The following is a 16,073-nucleotide window of genomic DNA, read 5'->3' as shown; positions in this document are numbered from 1 at the left end:
CGGGCCACACCACTCCCCGCAGCCATCCGGTTGATTTCGCCGCGGCCTGCGCCACCTGTCGCGCGAAACGACGGGAGAATCGTGAGATGAGCCAGCCGCCGGGCGCCGCCCGAAACCTGCAGGACGTGAAACCCTACGGTCGCATCTGTGTCGTCGGAGGCGGCGCGTGGGGCACCGCGCTCGCCGCCGTGGGTGTGCGCGCGGGACGCAACGTGAGCCAGTGGAGCCGGGATGCGGCCACGGCGACGGAGATCGCGCTCAACCAGGTCAATTCGCGCTACCTGCCAGATATCGACCTGCCGCCGGGCATCGAGGCGACCCCGGACCTCGAGAGCGCGATCGCCGGGGCCGAGGCGATCCTCATCATCACGCCGTCGACCAGCATCCGGGAAGTGACGCACGCCGTTGCCGCCCATTCCGCCGCGGACGTCCCCATCTTCGCCGGGGCCAAGGGGATCGAGGCGGAAAGCGGCCTGCTGATGACCGGCATCATGGCCGAGGAAGCACCCGGCCGCGTGCTCGGCGCGATCTCCGGGCCCACTTTCGCGGTCGAGACGGCGCAGGATCTACCGACCGCCGTCACCGTCGCCTGTTCGACCCGCGGCATGGCCGCCAGCCGCATGGCCGCGACGCTGACCACCTACAGCTTCCGTCCCTACGTCTCGGACGATCTCGTCGGGGTGGAGATCGGCGGCGCGGTCAAGAACGTGATCGCCATCGCCTGCGGCATGGTGAAGGGCGCGGGCTTGGGCGAGAACCTGCGCGCGGCCCTCATCACCCGCGGTCTCAGCGAGATCAAGGAACTCGCCGTGCTGCTCGGCGGCTCGCGCGAGACGGTGACGGGGCTCAGCGGCATGGGCGATCTGATGCTGACCTGCTCGTCCGAGAAATCGCGCAACTTCTCCTACGGCCTCCAGCGCGGCGCAGGCGTGGCGGAGGGCGACGTCTTCGAGGGCCGCCCCGTCGTGGTCGAGGGCCGCGACAACGCCATGACCGTCACGGACCTCGCCCGTGCGCGGGGTCTGCACATGCCGATCTGCGAGATGGTGCGCGCCATCGTGGCCGAGGGCGCGCCTATCGGCGATGCCTTCGCGACGTACTGGAGCGCGCCGATCGAGGCGGAGCCGCGCGCGCTCGACGTCGCGATCGCCCATCCCGCGCAGGACGCGGCCCGAGACTATTTTGGAGATACGAACCGATGACCGACCTGTCGAAAGCCACTTTCGTCCTGGCCACCGATCTCGACGGCACCTTCCTCGGCGGCAGCGATGACCAACGCCGCGACCTTTACGACTGGATCGAGGCGCGCCGCAGCGATGTCGGACTCGTCTTCGTGTCCGGGCGGGATCCCGAGTTCATCCACGACCTGTGCTCGGACGGGTTCGTGCCGTGGCCCGACTTCGTGATCGGCGACGTGGGCACGACCGTGGCGCGGGTGGATAGCGACGGCGCGGCGCGTAAGCTGCAGGTCCTGCCCGACCTGGAGGCCGACATCGCCTCCCGCTGGCAGGACTCGGGCGCGCGCGTGCGCGCGGCGCTCGACGGGGTACCGGGCCTGACGCTGCAACCGACCCCGTTCCGCTACCGCGTCAGCTACGACCTCGACGCCGGGCGGTTCGACCCGGCAGCTAAGGAGACAGTGGACGGGCTCGGCCTCGACTGGCTGATCTCCGACGACCGCTTCTTCGACGTGCTGCCGCGCGGGGTCAGCAAGGGGCCGACGCTGCTGCGCTTTCTCGATGCGTTCGGCGTCAGCCGCGACCGGGTCCTCGTCGCGGGCGATACCCTCAATGACCTGTCCATGTTCCAGACCGGGCTGAACGGTGCGGTCGTCGGCGGGTCCGAGCAGCCGCTGCTTGACGCCACCGCCGATATCGACACCGCCCGCCACTGCACCGCCATCGGTGCGGCCGGCATCATGGAGGCGATCGCCGCCTTCGACCTGCACCCCGACGCAAAAGGAGACACCACATGAGTTCCGATCTCGTCATCGTTTACCATCGCCAGCCCTATGAAGAGGTGGAGGTCGACGGCAAGATCGAGCTGCGCGAGAACTCCAGCCCCAACGGCATCGTCCCGACGCTCAAAAGCTTCTTCGGCCGGGTCGAGAAGGCCAGCTGGGTCGCCTGGAAATACGCGGACGATCCCGCCAATCCCGAGTTCGAGCGGGTCATCGAGATCGACGACAGCTACGGCAAGTACTCCGTTTCCCGCCTGCCGCTCACGCCCGAGCAGGTATCGAGCTTCTACCACGTGACGTCCAAGGAGGCGTTCTGGCCGATCCTCCACGGGTTCAAGGAGCGCTACAACTACGACCCCGTCGACTGGCCGATGTTCCGGGAGGTCAATTGGGCCTTCGCCGAGGCCGCCGCGAACGAGGCCGCCGACGATGCGGTCGTCTGGATCCACGACTACAACCTGTGGCTGGTCCCGAAATACCTCCGCCAGCTCAAGCCGAACGTGAAGATCGCGTTCTACCACCACACGCCCTTCCCCAACCCGGATCTGTTCAACGTGCTTCCGTGGCGGGAGGAGATCATCAAGAGCCTGCTCGCCGCGGACTCCGTCGGCTTCCACATTCCGCGTTATTCCAACAACTTCAAGGCGGTGTGCCGGTCGCTCACCTCCGCCCGCGCGATCGCGGAAATGGCGACGCCCGACGACATGTCGCCGCGCGGCGTGGCCCTATCCGAGCGCGCGATCACCCAGATGCTGCAGCATCACGACCACCGCGTGATCGTCGACACCTCGCCCGTGGGCACCGATGCCGACTATATTGGCAAGACCGCCGAAGAAGAGGACGTGAAGGCCAAGACCGCCGAGATCCGCGAGGATCTGGGCGATTGCAAGCTGATCGTCTCGGTCGCGCGAACCGACTACACAAAGGGTAACATCGAACAGCTCGAAGCGTTCGAGCGATTGCTGCAGGCCCGCAAGGATCTGCACGGCAAGGTGCGCCTGATGCACGTCTCGGTCGGGGCCAACCGCAACATGACCGCCTATGAGGAAGTCCAGCAGCGCATCGAAGAGCTGACGGGCCGGATCAACGGCACCTTCGGCTCCTTCGAATGGCAGCCGGTCTCGCTGATTTCGACCGCGATCCCCCTGCGCGACCTGATCGCCTATTATCGGGCCGCGGACGTGGCCTGGATCACGCCGCTGGCCGACGGCCTCAACCTCGTGGCGCAGGAATTCTGTGCCGCGCGCAACGATGGCGACGGCGTGCTCGTCCTGTCGGAATTCGCGGGCACGGCGGTGCTCTTGGAAGGGGCCGTGCCGGTCAACCCGTTCTCCAACGCCTCCATGGATCGCGGCATCCAGCAGGCGCTCGACATGAAGGAGGAGGACCGGCGCGGCCGCATGGAACTGCTGCGCCAACGCGTGCGGCGTTTCGACATCAACGCGTGGGTTGCATCCCAGATCGACCTGTTCGACCGTCTTCGCAACGATGACGGTGCGGAGGACGCGGCATGAAACATATCTTCGGCGCACTCGCGCTCTGCGCGGCGACCGCTTTGCCCGGCCATGCACATGAGTACTGGCTCGAGGCGGAGAATCATCAGATCGCCGCGGGTGAGACGGCGGAACTCGGCATTTTCGTGGGGACCGAGATGACCGGCAGCGAGATGCCCTATTTTCCCCGCCACTACCGCAGTCTGGAGCTGTTCGCGGCCGACGGGGAGCCGAGGCCCATCGAAGGAAGGCTCGGCGCGCGGCCCGCAATCGTGCTGGAGGCGCTGGAACCGGGCGCGTACATCGTCGCGCAAGTCACTAGCGATAATGAACTCACCTATCGCGAACCAGGCAAGTTCGCGAGTTTCCTCGCCTCCGAAGGTCTGTCGCCCATTCTCGATCGCCATGTTGCGCGCGGCCTGCCAGAAACCGGCTTTTCCGAAAGCTATTCGCGTGCGGCCAAGGCGCTCCTGTCGGTCGGAGGCGCCGCGGGCGCGGATCGGTCGCTGGGATTGCCGGTCGAACTCATCGCGCTAAACGATGTTTTCGAGCCGGGCGCCACAGTCGAGTTGCGCTACGATTTCGACGGGGCGCCGCAGCCCGAAGCCCGCATCAACCTCTTCCACCGTGCCGAGGACGGAACCGTCACCCTCCACCACCTCACGACCGATGCCGAGGGGCGTGCCACCGTTCCCGCGATCGGGCCGGGTTTCTACCTCGCGAACGCGGTTTTCATGGAGCCGCGCGAGCCGGTGGAGGATGGCGACCCGGTCTGGCACTCGCACTGGGCATCGCTGACCTGGACGCGCGAGGCAGGCGATTAGGCGACACACGCGTCTCGCCGCCCGCCGGATCGAGCCGATAGGTCCTGGCAGTCGAAGCACCTGCGCGCGCGAAACGATTGAGATCTGCGCCGGAATATAGGTAGCTACACGACCGCCGATAGACGGCTCGACGTCGCCCACTACGGATCACGGTCGTCGGAAGCAGCCCTCCCTTACTCGCAGAAGGGTCATGGCCTTGAGCAACGATCCGTCTCGTGGCCAGCCCGACCGCGCTATCGGCCGCTCAGGTCGAGACGTTCGCGCGCACTCGACAGCCGCGACACAGGGTTGGCCAACACCGGCCGAGGGCCTCCCCCAAGAGCAACTCCGCGTGCCTCACTGTGGATCTATGCCGCGTGAAGCGGTCCGCGCAGATGAGGCATCTCGCACCGATCGTAATTTGGCGATCTGCTCGATTTCCGGCTGTCCCGACCGGTGTCGAGCCCCATTGTCATGGCTCCCCCCCGGCTTCCAGTTCGGACAGCAGTCGGGACGTCCGGGCAAGAAGGGCTGTCACCTCTGCCAGATCGGGGGCCGACAGCGCGTCCTCTCCCGACCGATGCGTCGCGTCGGACGGGCCGTCTGCCCCTTCTGAGTCGCCGCGGGGCACGTGACGTCGATGCTCGACGGAACTCAACAGCGTCTGCGCCCGAGCGTCACTGCGCGACAGTTGCGGCGCCAGCAATTCGCGCGCCGCCGTGGGCAGGCCGAGTTGGATCAAGCCGGATGCCGCCGACAGTCGCGTGGCATCCCCGCTCCCGCCGACGGGGATCAAATCGGCATGGCGCAACACGGCCCGGGCGAAATCGGCATGATCGGCCGGCGTGATCCGGATGAGTTCGAGCGCGACCTGCCGATAAACGTCCGCCGCGACGTCGTCCCGCTCCATACGGGCCTTCAGGATGTCGAGAGAGGCGGTCAGCGCTCCACGCGCCGCGTGGTGTCGCGCGAGCAGTTCGACCGCATGACGCCCATGCCGCGTGCCACGCAGTTCGAAGGCGAGCGCGGCGAGGTCGAGCTGCGCGCCGTCGCTCAGCACATCACCTTCGGCCAGGGCCAGCTCGGCAAGTTCCAGCTGCGCGAGAGCACCGGTCAGCCCTCCTTCAGCACTCAGGCCGAGCCAGATCCGCCGGGCGCGAGCATCCTCGCCGAGCGCGCGTGCCGCGCGGCCCTGCAGGAACCGCAGCAGATCGGATGGCTCAACGCCATCGCGTGCGGCCAGCGCGACCACCGGTGCCACCTGATCCGGCACGTTGGCCTGCAGGAAACTATCGGCCAGGTAGGGTGCGACCATGCGCCTGTAGTCGGAGGCGAAGGAGGCCAGGATCTCGACATCCTTCCCTCGCGGATCGGTCCGCGCGATCCGCGCCCACACCCCGATTGCACCATCGCAATCTTCATAGGGGATGAGCGCCGGCCCGGCAGGCCGATCGTCGAGGAGGCGCGCGATCGCGAGATAGACAGACGCCTTCCCGAGCGGTGGGGACGCGGCGCGGATCATCGCCTCCGCCTCCGCACCCAAACCCCACGCGAGCAGGTATATCACCGTCTCCTCGGTTGCGGCGCCGACGCGATGCGGCTGATCCTCGGCGGGGCGCACCTCTTCCTCTCCCAAAGGCACCCCGCACGCGCCCTGCTCGCGGGGAGAGCGCGGCGCGGTCGATCCCCGCCGTGCGATATCCGGCCGCGGTTCGAGCAAGACGTCAGGGACACGGGGGGGCGGATGAGGGGAGGCCGAAAGGTCCTCTCGCAGGACAATATCCGATCTTCGCTGGGCGGCACGCAACTGTTCGATGAGCGCGGCCCGCACCCGTTCGTCTTCGCCGGCGCCCGTAGCGTTCTGCACGTCCGGGACCTCGGCCTGCGGACCCGCGTCCGTCACGTCCGGGTTGCCTGCCTGCTCCTCATGGATTTCGACGAGATCCGGTCCGGGAAAGACAGCTGCGCTCCCTCCGTCACGAACATCTATGACGAGAACCTTGTCGTCGATGCTGGTCACCTGCGCCGCGCAATCGCAGGCCAGGCCGAGCGACAGGACCCCGTCCGCCCAGTCGACGGACGCAACCCTTCGTCGGCCGATCCTGTCGAAGACCGATGGAAGGGCGAGCATCTGTTCAGCCGCCAGTTCGATCTGCACCTCTCGTCCGCGCCGCACCGCCTTCCACTGCGGCAGAGTGTCCGCCTCGATCACGAGGCGGGTGAAGGAAGCATGTTCCCCCGACCGGATCAGGGGCTGCGCGAATCCGGGCGCGACCATCGCCACGAAGGCGATCCATATGCCGATCCTTCCCTTCACGTGCCGGCCGCCGGTTCGCGCAATGCCGTATCGAGCGCGTCGAAGCTGGGGCGGAACTCTCCGGGAATGCATTGCCGCCCGATCTCCACGCACATGTTCGGCGCATGCGCATGCAGGCTCGCAACGAGTGCCTCCCGGATCAGCAGGTAGAACTGATGATCCTGCTCCGCGATCTCGCGCGCCTTGGTCGCGAATGGGCCGACAAGCGCATAGGACAGGAACACGCCGAGGAACGTCCCCACCAGCGCGCCGCCGATCATCTTGCCCAGCACCTCCGGGGGTTGATCGATCGACGACATCGTCTTGATGACCCCGAGCACGGCGGCGACGATCCCGAGAGCGGGCAGCCCGTCGGCCATGGTCTGCAGCGCATGGCTGGGCTTGAGCGCGTGATGAAGCTGGATGTCGAGACGCTTGTCTATGATCTCCTCGACCTGATGGGGATCGTCGTAGTTCATCGAGGCGGCCCGCAGCGTGTCGCAGATCAGGGCGACCGCCTTCTCGTCCGCGAGAATCCGCGGAAACTTCTGAAAACAGGTGCTGTCTTGTGGCGCCTCGATATGTTCCTCGACCTGGATCGGACTGGCCCGTGCGATCTTGAGCAGATCGTAGATCAGGATCAGCACGTCGGAATAATCCTGCTCCGACCATCTCGGGCCGGTAAAGACCGCCGCGACGTTCCGCGCCGCGCCCTTGATGGTTTCGAGGCCATTGGAGATGATGAACGCCCCCAATGCCGCGCCGCCGATGATCATCATCTCGTAGTGGAGGGAGGAGAAGATGATACCGAGTTTCCCTCCGCCCCAAAGGTAGCCGCCCACCACCATCGCGAAGACGACGACTATGCCGACGATTCCGATCATCGCGATTGTCCCCCGCCCGCGTGGCGCCCGGCCATGACCGCGCTTAGAGCGTAGGCCTGGCCGGCCGATATCTCCGACAGGATCGCCGCCGCCTTGCCGGGCTCCATCCGCAGCAGGAAACCGGCCGCGAAGCTGGGATCCATCTCCTCGAAGATCGCGGCCGCCTGCGCCGACCGCATCTGCTCGTAGACCCCCGTCAGCCGGGCGACATCGGCATCGGCGGCCCCTTCTGCCAGCGCGAGAGTGGCACGCAGGTCCTCCTCGGCCTGTCGCAGGGCGTCAACCTGGTCCTCCAACCCGGCTCTCGTGCGTTCGAGATCCTGCTCGAGGGCCGCGAGATCGCGTTCACGCCGGTCGAGTTCCGCAGCACGTGTGCGCAGGGCGCGAAGCATCGCGTCCTCCTCGCCCAAGTCCGCGACGGCTTCCGACGATCTGGGCGTGGCGATCGCGGCGGGGACGACGCCCGCGACGATCTGCGAGACCGCCCCCGCATGATCGACGAAGCGTACCGCGGCCGAAGAGACCAGCAGAAAGGCGAGGATCGCGAGGGCCGAGACCCGGCGCGCCGCCTTCATCGCGACATCGCCTTGCAGGCATCCTTGAGGGAGCCTGCGAACTCGCGCTTGCGCGACGACTCGCGAAGGGTATCGCGCACCGGCACCGCAGTCTGGCTGCGCGAATCGTGCAGCGTGGCGAGCAGCATCTCCAGCCGTCCCGCGGCACGTTCCGCGCGTTGGGTCTGCTCCGTCATGCCGTCGAGCGCTAAGGCCGACTGTCGCTGAGCCGCGTCGATCGCCGCGCGCATGTCGTCGACGCGAAGGGACATGTTGGCGACCGCCGCCCCCATTCCGCTGTCGAGCCGCCGCAAGGCCTTCAGGCGCCGCGAGATCACCGTGCAGTAGACGGCGAGACTGAGCGTGCTGAGAATGAGGATGCCATCCGCGATCAGATCCATGCTGAATGCTCCTTTCATCGTTATTCGAGAATGAATTGGGTGACGAGGACGCCATGCACCGCATCCGGACCGGTCGCGAGCGCGATCCGGCGCATCATCTGGCTGCGCAATGTCAGCATCGCCGCAGGTTGTTCCAGCCGGGACGGTGAGATCGAGCTGAGATAGGTCGCGAGGATGTCCTGCACCCGCGGCACCACGGCGCGCACCTCCTCCACGGCCTCCGGCACGACGTCGAGCGTGGCGGAAAAGCGCAGGTGGCGCGTCTCGACCGGGTTGGGCAGGCTGATGACGATCGTCGGCACCTCCACGAAGGCGGCGATACCCGCGCGGGTCGCACCGGCCTGAACGATCTCGCGCCCCGCCGCCTCCTCGCCCTCCAGCGAGGTCGGCGCGGCCACCGCGACCTGAGGAAGCAGACCCAGCGGATCGAGGTGCACGAACGCATAGGACCCCGCGCCGCAGACCAGTGCCAGCGGTCCAAGCACCATCAACCCCCTGCCCTTGCGTGCCGTCGCGGGCTCTCTCGTCGCTTCGCTCATCGAATCGCTCCGTCGTCGTTCGACATCCGTTCTAGGGACCGACCACTAACCAATTCTTAAGTCCCCTCCGCCTAAGCCTGTCCCACCGGGTGCAGAACGCGCCTCGGAAACGCCGGGAAAAGAGGCCGAACGTGAGTGAACTGCTGAAGCGATTCGAAACGGTGTCCCGCGCCAGGCAGATGGTCGTCCTGGGCAGCACGCTATTGGTCGTGCTGCTGCTGGTCGTGATGGGCCGCACGGCGCTGAAGCCGAAGCTGGAGCTTCTCTATTCGGGGCTGGAGCCTCCGATCGCGGCCGAGGTTCTGGCCGCGCTCGAAGCGGATGGCGTCGTGCATCAGGTACGCGGCAGCGCCATCTACGTGCCGGGCGCGCAACGTGACGCGCTGCGGTTGTCGCTGGCCGGGCGCGGTCTGCCGGCCTCGGGCGGGGCGGGGTACGAACTGCTCGACGGGTTGTCCGGTTTCGGCACCACGTCGCAGATGTTCGATGCGGCCTACGCGCGCGCGCAGGAGGGAGAGATCGCACGCACGATCGCCGCCTCCCCCTCGGTGCGCTCGGCCCGCGTGCACCTCGCAGCCGGGGCGGACGCGCCGTTCCGCCGCGGGACGGACGGATCGGCGTCCGTCACCGTCATCATGGCGCGTGGCGTCCTGGGGGCCGAACAGGCGCGCGCGATCCGTCATATGGTCGCCTCCTCGGTGGCGGGGCTCAGCCCTGAATCGGTCTCCATCATCGATGGCCAACGCGGCGTGATCGTCGATGCGACCGACGAGCTCGGTTCGGGCGCAGGCCGCGACCGAGAAGCGCAGCTGCGGGAGAACGTGCGTCGGCTGATCGAGGCGCGGGTCGGACGCGGCGCGGCCATCGTCGAACTCAGCATCGAGACGCAGATGGATGCGGAAACCATCACGGAACGCGTGATCGACCCCGACAGCCGCGTCGCCATCCACACCGATGTCGAGGAGGATCTCGAGGAATCCTCCGGCAACGGGCCTGCCCAGGTCTCCGTCGCCAGCAACCTGCCTGACGGCGATGCGGGCGCCGGTGGCAGCAATTCCAGCCGCGAGCTGACCCGCACGCGCGAGCGGGTGAACTACGAGGTCTCGGAGGTTCTGCGCGAACGGGTCAGCGCACCCGGCGCCGTCAGCCGCATCTCCGTCGCGGTGCTCGTCGACGGAATCACCACGACCGGTCCGGACGGGCAACTGACCTGGCAGCCACGCCCGCAGTCCGAGCTCGATGCACTTGCGGAACTGGTCCGCGCAGCGGTGGGGTTCGACCTCGCGCGCGGCGACGTCCTCACGATCGAGAGCCTGCAATTCGATCAGGCAGAGGATTTCGGTCAGGAACGCGGAGCCGCGCCGCTCTTTGCTCAGGGGCCATCCCCGCTGGCAATCATCCAGTTCGGCCTTCTGGCTCTCGTGACATTGGTGCTGGGACTGTTCGTGGTGCGCCCGATGCTGATGCCCCGCAAGCCGCCGCTGCTGACGGACCCGCGCGAGCTCCCGTCGCCGGAACACGGGCCGGAGTTGCCCGAACTGGCGCGCCTGACCGCCGATATCGAGGCGGAGCCGGTGCCCGAGACGCCGCTGTCCCGACTGCGCAAGACCGTCGAGGACCGGGACGAGGAGGCGCGGGACCTGCTGCGCAGCTGGATCGACTCCGACCTCGCGGAGCGCAGTGCGCCATGACGGCCCGTCTCTTCCGCCTCGGCGATCTCGACACCGACGGCCGGGCAGCCCCGGCTGCCGCCGAAACCCGCGACCTGAGGGCCGAAGGCTATGCCGAAGGGTTCGCAGCCGGTGCGGCGCGCGCTGCGGACGCGCAGGATCGGCTCGCCGAGGCCCTGTCAGAAAACCTGATGGAAGCGTTGTCCGACGCGTCGCTGCAACTCGCCGCCGCACGCCGGACCGCGGAAACGCAAGCGTGCGCGCTGATCCTCGCAGCCTGCGATACCGTCCTGCGCAAGGAGGCCGCGCGGGATTTTGCGCCACGCCTGACCGAGGCTATCCGGCAGGTCCTCGACCGCACGCCCGAGGCTGCGTTGACCCTGCACCTGCACCCCGAAACGGCGAAGCGTCTCGCAGACGCGCTTCCGCTCGGGGTCCCCATCGCCCCCGATCCCGATCTCGCCGAGCAGAGCGCGCGGATCACAACCGAATTCGGATTCGACACGATCGATCCTGATCGCGCCATCGACGAGATTTGCGCGATCCTGACCGAAGAGGAGCTTTTAGAAGATGACCGACACGCACATGGCTGATCCATCGACGGCCAAGCCGCAGCGCCGATCCTTGGCGAGCTCCGGCGCGCCCCAGGCATTCGGTGGGGTGCCGATCGAAGTGGTTGTCGCGGTCGGTCGGGCCCGCCCGATGGTCGCGGATCTCGTCCGCCTGCGCCGCGATTCCGTGCTGACGCTCGACACGCTCCTGACCGATCCCGTCGACCTCTACGTCGGCGACCGCCTCATCGCGCGGGGGGAGTTGCAGGAACTCGACGACGGGTCCGGCCGCCTCGCCGTACGCCTGACGGAGGTCGCGGATGTCACGGACGGCGATTGAGACCGGTCTGATCACGCTCGTCATGATTGCGCTGGCTTCGGGCGCGCAGGCGCAGAGCGTGGCGCTCGACCTGGGCGGTGACGGCAGCGTGACGGCGCGGACGGTACAGCTCTTCGCTCTCGTCACCGTGCTCAGCCTCGCGCCCGGCCTCGCCATCATGATCACCTGCTTTCCCTTCCTCATAACCGTCCTGTCGATCCTGCGCCAGGCCATCGGGGTGCAGCAGGCGCCGCCCAATATGCTCCTCGTCAGCCTCGCCTTGTTCCTGACCTGGTTCATCATGGAGCCGACATTCCGGTCGGCGTGGGATCTCGGCATTTCCCCGCTGATCGATGGCCGGCTGGAAATGGAGGCCGGGTTCGACCGGGCCATCGCGCCCTTCCGCGGTTTCATGCTTAACCGGGTCGATCCCGACACGATCGCGACGCTGGCCGATGCGCGCGGACTGGCCGTGCCGGACGGCGAGGCTACACCGCTCGAAATGCTCGTCCCGGCCTTCATGCTGACGGAGGTGCAGCGCGGCTTCGAGGTCGGTTTCCTGATCTTCCTGCCATTCTTGGTCATCGACCTCGTCATCGCGGCGATCCTGATGTCGATGGGCATGATGATGGTGCCGCCGGCGGTGGTCTCGCTGCCCTTCAAGCTCGCGTTCTTCGTCCTCGCCGACGGCTGGTCGATGCTCGCCGGTGCCCTGATCCGGAGCTATTCATGAGCCAGACCGCCCTCACGGTGTCCGGCCGGACGATGCCGGACGGACCGCTGACGCCGTCTCAGAAGGCGGCCATCGTCCTGGCGGCGCTGGGCCCGGACCGCGCGGCCCCGCTGATGCGCGACATGAACGAAAGCCAGCTGAGGCACTTCGCGGTCGCCATCTCCGGCCTGCGCCGCGTGCCGCAGGCGACCATCGTGCAGATCATGTCCGAGTTCGAAGAGGCGCTGGGAGAGGGGATCGGCATCGCCGGCGGCTCCGAGGCCGCACGGCGGATGCTGGACGAAGTGCTCGACGGCCAGCAGGTCGCCCGCATCATGAGCGACGTGGACAACACCATGAACAGGTCGTTCTGGAACCGTCTGGGCCAGGCTCCCAGCGCGTCTGTCGCCCTTTTCTTGCAGAACGAGCACCCCCAGACCGCGGCCGTGGTGCTCAGCGAACTGCGTGCCGATCGCGCCGCGGGCGTGCTCGAATGCCTCGACGAGGCCTTCGCACAGGACGTCGTGCTGCGCCTGTCGCGGGTGCCCCGTCTCGATCGTCACGTCCTCGCTCTGGTCGAGCGCATCATCGTCGAGACTTTCCTTTCGGCTGCCGTCGAGGGCGGCGACGTGCGCAGCCCGGCCGACCTGATCGCGGGCATGATGAACAACCTCTCCGCCACCACGCGCCATGACCTGCTCGGCCATCTCGACCGGCGCGATCCGGACCTGTCGGACCAGGTCCAGAAGGTCATGTTCACCTTCGGCGATCTGCCAAGGAGAGTGGAGCCGCGCGACGTCGCCACCGTCGTCCGCAACATCGAGGAGACGACGCTGCTCACCGCGCTCGCCTCGGCGCAAGCCACCTATCCCGATAGCGTGTCCTTCGTGCTCGAAAACATCTCGCGCCGCCTGTCGGAACGGTTCGCCGAAGAGCTTCGCCAGTTCGAGGACGTGAAGCTGAAAGTGGGCGAGAAGGCCCAATCCGAAATGATCACCGAAATCCAGCGCCTGGCCGATACGAAGGAGATCACTTTGATCCAGCCCGATGCCTGACCCCGTTCAGTCGATCTTTGTCCCGATGCGCCCGATTTTTCGCCTTGTCTCCTGCGCCACGGGCACATACACCCATCGGCGGAGACGTGGCCGAGTGGTCGAAGGCGCTCCCCTGCTAAGGGAGTAGGCCCCATAAGGGTCTCGAGGGTTCGAATCCCTTCGTCTCCGCCACTACCCCCATCCTCGCGCCTTCGTGCTCATCCAAGACGGTCTGTCTCCTACGCTCGCATTTGCCGAGGCGAATCCGGAACGTCATCTTCGATCCCCGCCCTTCGTTCGTTAAAAGGTTCAAGGCGAGGTCTCAAGCCGTCGCTCGATGGCAGCCGCGCATGGCTCGCGTCGCTCTCGTTCGGCGCATCGCGCGACCAGCTACCGCGCGCCAAGGCCCGTCCAACACCTGAACTGGCAATGGGTACTGAGCGTCCGCTCTCGAACCCCACTTATCCCATCCGTGATCGGCACACAAAACGCCCGCGCTGCGCAAATTGTCGGCAATTAGCCTCCAGACCAGACCCATGCTGGAACGGAGCCAGTCTTCCAAGGGCACCGCGTTACTCACACGCTTCCGAGCAACGCTTGCACCCGCACTGTTCGGGCGCTTGGACAGAAATGCTATAGCTGTCGTGGAGGCGAGTACCGGAATCGAACCGGTGTACACGGATTTGCAATCCGCTGCGTCACCACTCCGCCAACTCGCCTCGGGGTCAGTGTGGTGACGGGCTTCTAGCGCGGCTTTGCTGTGCGTGCAAGGGCGCTCGGTGGGTCGGGGCTCTCGGCATTCCGATCGGCTCGCCGGACCGAATGATCGCCGCTCGTTGCCTTGCACGGCTCATCACTTAGACCGAACGGGCGGCCGTGCCGGATCGCCGGTCGGGGTGCGGCAGCCTCCCGGCCCGCGGATCGGGGCCGGAACTCCGGCCTTGCCGCGTCAGGCGGCGTACAGGTCCTCGCCCACCCGCTCCGCCTGGCCCAGCGCCGCGAGGCTTTCGAGCAGCGGGCGCACCTGCCTGGTCTGTACGCGCTTGAAACGGCGGGCGATGCGGTCGGGGCTGGCCTCGCCCATCTCGGCGAGCGCCACGCGCACGGCGGCGATGCGGGCGGGCAGGTCGGCGGGCCACGGCTCCTTGTCGGCAATGGCCTTGGGGGCGAGCGCCATGTCTTTCGTACCACCCTTGCGCGCCGCCTTACCATGGGGGTTCTGGTACTCGGGGCGCAGCCAGCGAACATGGCCCTCTGCCTCCTCCGCCGCCCGTTCGTGGTTGAGGTCTACGAGGTGGAACAGCATGTCCTCCCCCGCGAGGTCTTGGGGCCAGGCATAGGCGTCGGCCACGGCGGCATCGATCCGGTCGTGCAGGTCCTCGAGGATGCCGACGAGCCTGTCCTGATAGATCGCGCGATCGCGGCCCTCAATCGACTCGCCCTCGCGCAGCTTTTCGAGCACGTTGTGCATCTAGGTCAGCGTGAACTTTGGATGCGCCGCCTGCTGCCTCTTGCGATAAGAGTCGAGCTTCTCGCCCAGCGCGGCGAGCCGGTGGCGCTGCGCGGGGGTGAGGTCGTGAAGAGAAGAGTTAGACAATAGGCAGTGAGAGAAAAGACTTACTAATTTTCAAATGATCCGCAGTGACGTAATCTCCTTGGTTTATGCAAGTTAAGTGTAATTGGCAGCTAACACAAAGACAGCCCTATATTAAAAGGGCTGACTGGCGTCGGGTGAACGACCCGCACCAGTCAAACCGGAAAGCGATCCCAGCGCCAGTCGCGAAGGCTCTTTACCATTTCCGCGCACGCATCGAGCTGATGACAAGAAAGCTAAAGCAATTTAGGAATAGAGCCTTGCTATAAGTAAAAAATAATAAAAATTTTCGCAAGTTTTTTTAAACGAAGACATCATCTTGATAATTTCCGTTTGTGTCGCCTCTAGAATGCTCCAAGCTAAAATACTATATACGAAATAGAATTTTAAGTTTTTTTCCGGTAGTTATAAATAATATCATATTATCGATAATATAATCCAATTCTAAAAAATTTTGCCTTTCACTATTGTATAGTATTACTATAATATTTAGATTTGAATTTCTCACTATCGTCGATCGATATCCTACACTATCGCTATGCTCAATAAAAGTCCGGACCTGACGCTCGTCAATTAAAGACAAATCTATTTCGTAGCCACCCTCGATAACGCAAATTTGGTCCCGTTGAAAATTCTCGAAGCTAGAGAGGTGGATATATGTTCCAGCAGGGAGCAACCTCTCCCTTATTAATTCAACTTGATTATCAAGGTTTCCTTGTTCCTGATATTGACAGAAAATCGGAAACTGAAGCTGATCGGCTCCGTATGCTACGCCCACATGAATTGTGTTCATAAATAAAAATATGGCTATAAAGTATCGAGAAATTTTCATATTTTGATAAATCCTTTGAAAAATTAAGCCATATTATTATTTTTACGGGTGTCTATTTCAGCTTCCTCGACTAGCACATCACGAGTTTAACGTTTCGCGGCATCTTCCTATAGGATACATGCAAGGCGTCAACGTAGCCATCACCCAGTGCCTTGTGCAACCGCTTGTCCCCGATGATGGGTGGATTGCCGACGATGAACACCGCCTCGGGCCAGGTCGCGTGCGTCGGCTCGGCAAAGTCGTAGACCGGGATGCGGGCGTCGGGGTCCGGCACCTCCTCGCCCGTCACCGGGTGGTGCCGCGTCGTGCGCCCGTCCCAGCGGGTCACGGACGTGCTGTCCGCAGCCAGCCGCGGCGTGCACGTGAACCAGTCGAGCACCGCGTCGCCTTGCCGGATGTTGCGAAGATCCTTCAACACCGGCTCGGACGGG

16 protein-coding genes and 2 tRNA genes are annotated in these 16,073 nt (G+C 65.4%); 10 read left to right on the top strand and 8 right to left on the bottom strand.

The features are described 5' to 3' along the window. Positions 1-86: 86 nt before the first annotated feature. Genes RX333_RS10900 through RX333_RS10885 form a run of 4 tightly spaced genes read left to right on the top strand, consistent with a single transcriptional unit; the run spans position 87 to position 4,277 of the window. On the top strand, positions 87-1,202 hold the full coding sequence (locus RX333_RS10900; protein WP_316014965.1) for an NAD(P)H-dependent glycerol-3-phosphate dehydrogenase: 1,116 nt from the start codon (positions 87-89) through the stop codon (positions 1,200-1,202). Next, positions 1,199-1,975 carry an HAD family hydrolase gene (locus RX333_RS10895; RefSeq protein WP_316014964.1) on the top strand — a complete coding sequence of 259 codons (777 nt, stop codon included), beginning with the start codon at positions 1,199-1,201 and terminating at the stop codon, positions 1,973-1,975. Before RX333_RS10900 ends, RX333_RS10895 begins: the two co-directional genes overlap by 4 nt. Continuing rightward, positions 1,972-3,474: a glucosylglycerol-phosphate synthase gene (gene ggpS / locus RX333_RS10890; protein ID WP_316014963.1), complete on the top strand. Its 1,503-nt coding sequence runs from the start codon at positions 1,972-1,974 to the stop codon at positions 3,472-3,474. The genes RX333_RS10895 and ggpS overlap by 4 nt, the downstream gene beginning before the upstream one ends. Further along, positions 3,471-4,277: a DUF4198 domain-containing protein gene (locus RX333_RS10885; RefSeq protein WP_316014962.1), complete on the top strand. Its 807-nt coding sequence runs from the start codon at positions 3,471-3,473 to the stop codon at positions 4,275-4,277. Before ggpS ends, RX333_RS10885 begins: the two co-directional genes overlap by 4 nt. Before the next feature lie 451 nt (positions 4,278-4,728). On the opposite strand, the gene RX333_RS10880 is transcribed toward RX333_RS10885, so the two are convergent. Genes RX333_RS10880 through fliL form a run of 5 tightly spaced genes read right to left on the bottom strand, consistent with a single transcriptional unit; the run spans position 4,729 to position 8,930 of the window. Next, on the bottom strand, positions 4,729-6,573 hold the full coding sequence (locus tag RX333_RS10880) for a hypothetical protein (protein ID WP_316014961.1): 1,845 nt from the start codon (positions 6,571-6,573) through the stop codon (positions 4,729-4,731). Continuing rightward, positions 6,570-7,436, bottom strand: coding sequence for a flagellar motor stator protein MotA (gene motA, locus RX333_RS10875; protein ID WP_316014960.1), 867 nt, complete (start codon positions 7,434-7,436; stop codon positions 6,570-6,572). The genes RX333_RS10880 and motA overlap by 4 nt, the downstream gene beginning before the upstream one ends. Then, the gene (locus RX333_RS10870; protein WP_316014959.1) at positions 7,433-8,011 is read right to left on the bottom strand and encodes a hypothetical protein; all 579 of its coding nucleotides are present in this window, start codon (positions 8,009-8,011) and stop codon (positions 7,433-7,435) included. Before RX333_RS10870 ends, motA begins: the two co-directional genes overlap by 4 nt. Next, positions 8,008-8,391 carry a hypothetical protein gene (locus RX333_RS10865; protein ID WP_316014958.1) on the bottom strand — a complete coding sequence of 128 codons (384 nt, stop codon included), beginning with the start codon at positions 8,389-8,391 and terminating at the stop codon, positions 8,008-8,010. The genes RX333_RS10870 and RX333_RS10865 overlap by 4 nt, the downstream gene beginning before the upstream one ends. 20 nt (positions 8,392-8,411) lie before the next feature. Further along, a complete protein-coding gene (fliL, locus tag RX333_RS10860; RefSeq protein WP_316014957.1) occupies positions 8,412-8,930 on the bottom strand; it encodes a flagellar basal body-associated protein FliL in 519 nt (172 codons plus the stop codon). 131 nt (positions 8,931-9,061) lie between these two features. Here fliL and fliF point away from each other — a divergent pair, with 131 nt between their 5' ends. From fliF to RX333_RS10830, 6 genes are all read left to right on the top strand, one after another. Continuing rightward, positions 9,062-10,621, top strand: coding sequence for a flagellar basal-body MS-ring/collar protein FliF (fliF, locus tag RX333_RS10855; RefSeq protein WP_316014956.1), 1,560 nt, complete (start codon positions 9,062-9,064; stop codon positions 10,619-10,621). Beyond that, a complete protein-coding gene (locus tag RX333_RS10850; protein ID WP_316014955.1) occupies positions 10,618-11,193 on the top strand; it encodes a FliH/SctL family protein in 576 nt (191 codons plus the stop codon). Before fliF ends, RX333_RS10850 begins: the two co-directional genes overlap by 4 nt. Then, positions 11,186-11,491, top strand: a complete 306-nt coding sequence (locus RX333_RS10845; RefSeq protein ID WP_316014982.1) for a FliM/FliN family flagellar motor switch protein — start codon at positions 11,186-11,188, stop codon at positions 11,489-11,491. Before RX333_RS10850 ends, RX333_RS10845 begins: the two co-directional genes overlap by 8 nt. Further along, positions 11,472-12,203, top strand: coding sequence for a flagellar type III secretion system pore protein FliP (fliP, locus tag RX333_RS10840; RefSeq protein WP_410056065.1), 732 nt, complete (start codon positions 11,472-11,474; stop codon positions 12,201-12,203). Before RX333_RS10845 ends, fliP begins: the two co-directional genes overlap by 20 nt. Continuing rightward, the gene (locus RX333_RS10835) at positions 12,200-13,237 is read left to right on the top strand and encodes a flagellar motor switch protein FliG (RefSeq protein WP_316014954.1); all 1,038 of its coding nucleotides are present in this window, start codon (positions 12,200-12,202) and stop codon (positions 13,235-13,237) included. The genes fliP and RX333_RS10835 overlap by 4 nt, the downstream gene beginning before the upstream one ends. Before the next feature lie 80 nt (positions 13,238-13,317). After that, positions 13,318-13,408, top strand: a tRNA-Ser gene (locus tag RX333_RS10830). Positions 13,409-13,861: 453 nt separating this feature from the next. Here RX333_RS10830 and RX333_RS10825 read toward each other — a convergent pair. The 3 genes from RX333_RS10825 to RX333_RS10815 form a co-directional block, all read right to left on the bottom strand. Beyond that, positions 13,862-13,935, bottom strand: a tRNA-Cys gene (locus RX333_RS10825). 230 nt (positions 13,936-14,165) lie between these two features. Further along, positions 14,166-14,687, bottom strand: a complete 522-nt coding sequence (locus RX333_RS10820; RefSeq protein WP_316014953.1) for an RNA-binding protein — start codon at positions 14,685-14,687, stop codon at positions 14,166-14,168. 1,025 nt (positions 14,688-15,712) lie between these two features. Next, complete coding sequence (locus RX333_RS10815) at positions 15,713-16,060, bottom strand: hypothetical protein (protein WP_316014952.1); 348 nt, start codon at positions 16,058-16,060, stop codon at positions 15,713-15,715. Positions 16,061-16,073: the final 13 nt, after the last annotated feature.

This window comes from Roseobacter sp. HKCCA0434 (assembly GCF_032464675.1).
Lineage (GTDB): Bacteria > Pseudomonadota > Alphaproteobacteria > Rhodobacterales > Rhodobacteraceae > Pontivivens.
Note: the sequence above shows the minus strand (reverse complement) of the source record. Positions and strands in the feature narration are given on the sequence as shown.

Bases quoted from the DNA above. Each gene is read 5' to 3' on its own strand.
- RX333_RS10900 (WP_316014965.1), top strand. From the start codon at position 87: ATGAGCCAGCCGCCGGGCGCCGCCCGAAACCTGCAGGACGTGAAACCC.
- RX333_RS10895 (WP_316014964.1), top strand. From the start codon at position 1,199: ATGACCGACCTGTCGAAAGCCACTTTCGTCCTGGCCACCGATCTCGAC.
- ggpS (WP_316014963.1), top strand. From the start codon at position 1,972: ATGAGTTCCGATCTCGTCATCGTTTACCATCGCCAGCCCTATGAAGAG.
- RX333_RS10885 (WP_316014962.1), top strand. From the start codon at position 3,471: ATGAAACATATCTTCGGCGCACTCGCGCTCTGCGCGGCGACCGCTTTG.
- motA (WP_316014960.1), bottom strand. From the start codon at position 7,436: ATGATCGGAATCGTCGGCATAGTCGTCGTCTTCGCGATGGTGGTGGGC.
- RX333_RS10870 (WP_316014959.1), bottom strand. From the start codon at position 8,011: ATGAAGGCGGCGCGCCGGGTCTCGGCCCTCGCGATCCTCGCCTTTCTG.
- RX333_RS10865 (WP_316014958.1), bottom strand. From the start codon at position 8,391: ATGGATCTGATCGCGGATGGCATCCTCATTCTCAGCACGCTCAGTCTC.
- fliL (WP_316014957.1), bottom strand. From the start codon at position 8,930: ATGAGCGAAGCGACGAGAGAGCCCGCGACGGCACGCAAGGGCAGGGGG.
- RX333_RS10850 (WP_316014955.1), top strand. From the start codon at position 10,618: ATGACGGCCCGTCTCTTCCGCCTCGGCGATCTCGACACCGACGGCCGG.
- RX333_RS10845 (WP_316014982.1), top strand. From the start codon at position 11,186: ATGGCTGATCCATCGACGGCCAAGCCGCAGCGCCGATCCTTGGCGAGC.
- fliP (WP_410056065.1), top strand. From the start codon at position 11,472: ATGTCACGGACGGCGATTGAGACCGGTCTGATCACGCTCGTCATGATT.
- RX333_RS10835 (WP_316014954.1), top strand. From the start codon at position 12,200: ATGAGCCAGACCGCCCTCACGGTGTCCGGCCGGACGATGCCGGACGGA.
- RX333_RS10820 (WP_316014953.1), bottom strand. From the start codon at position 14,687: ATGCACAACGTGCTCGAAAAGCTGCGCGAGGGCGAGTCGATTGAGGGC.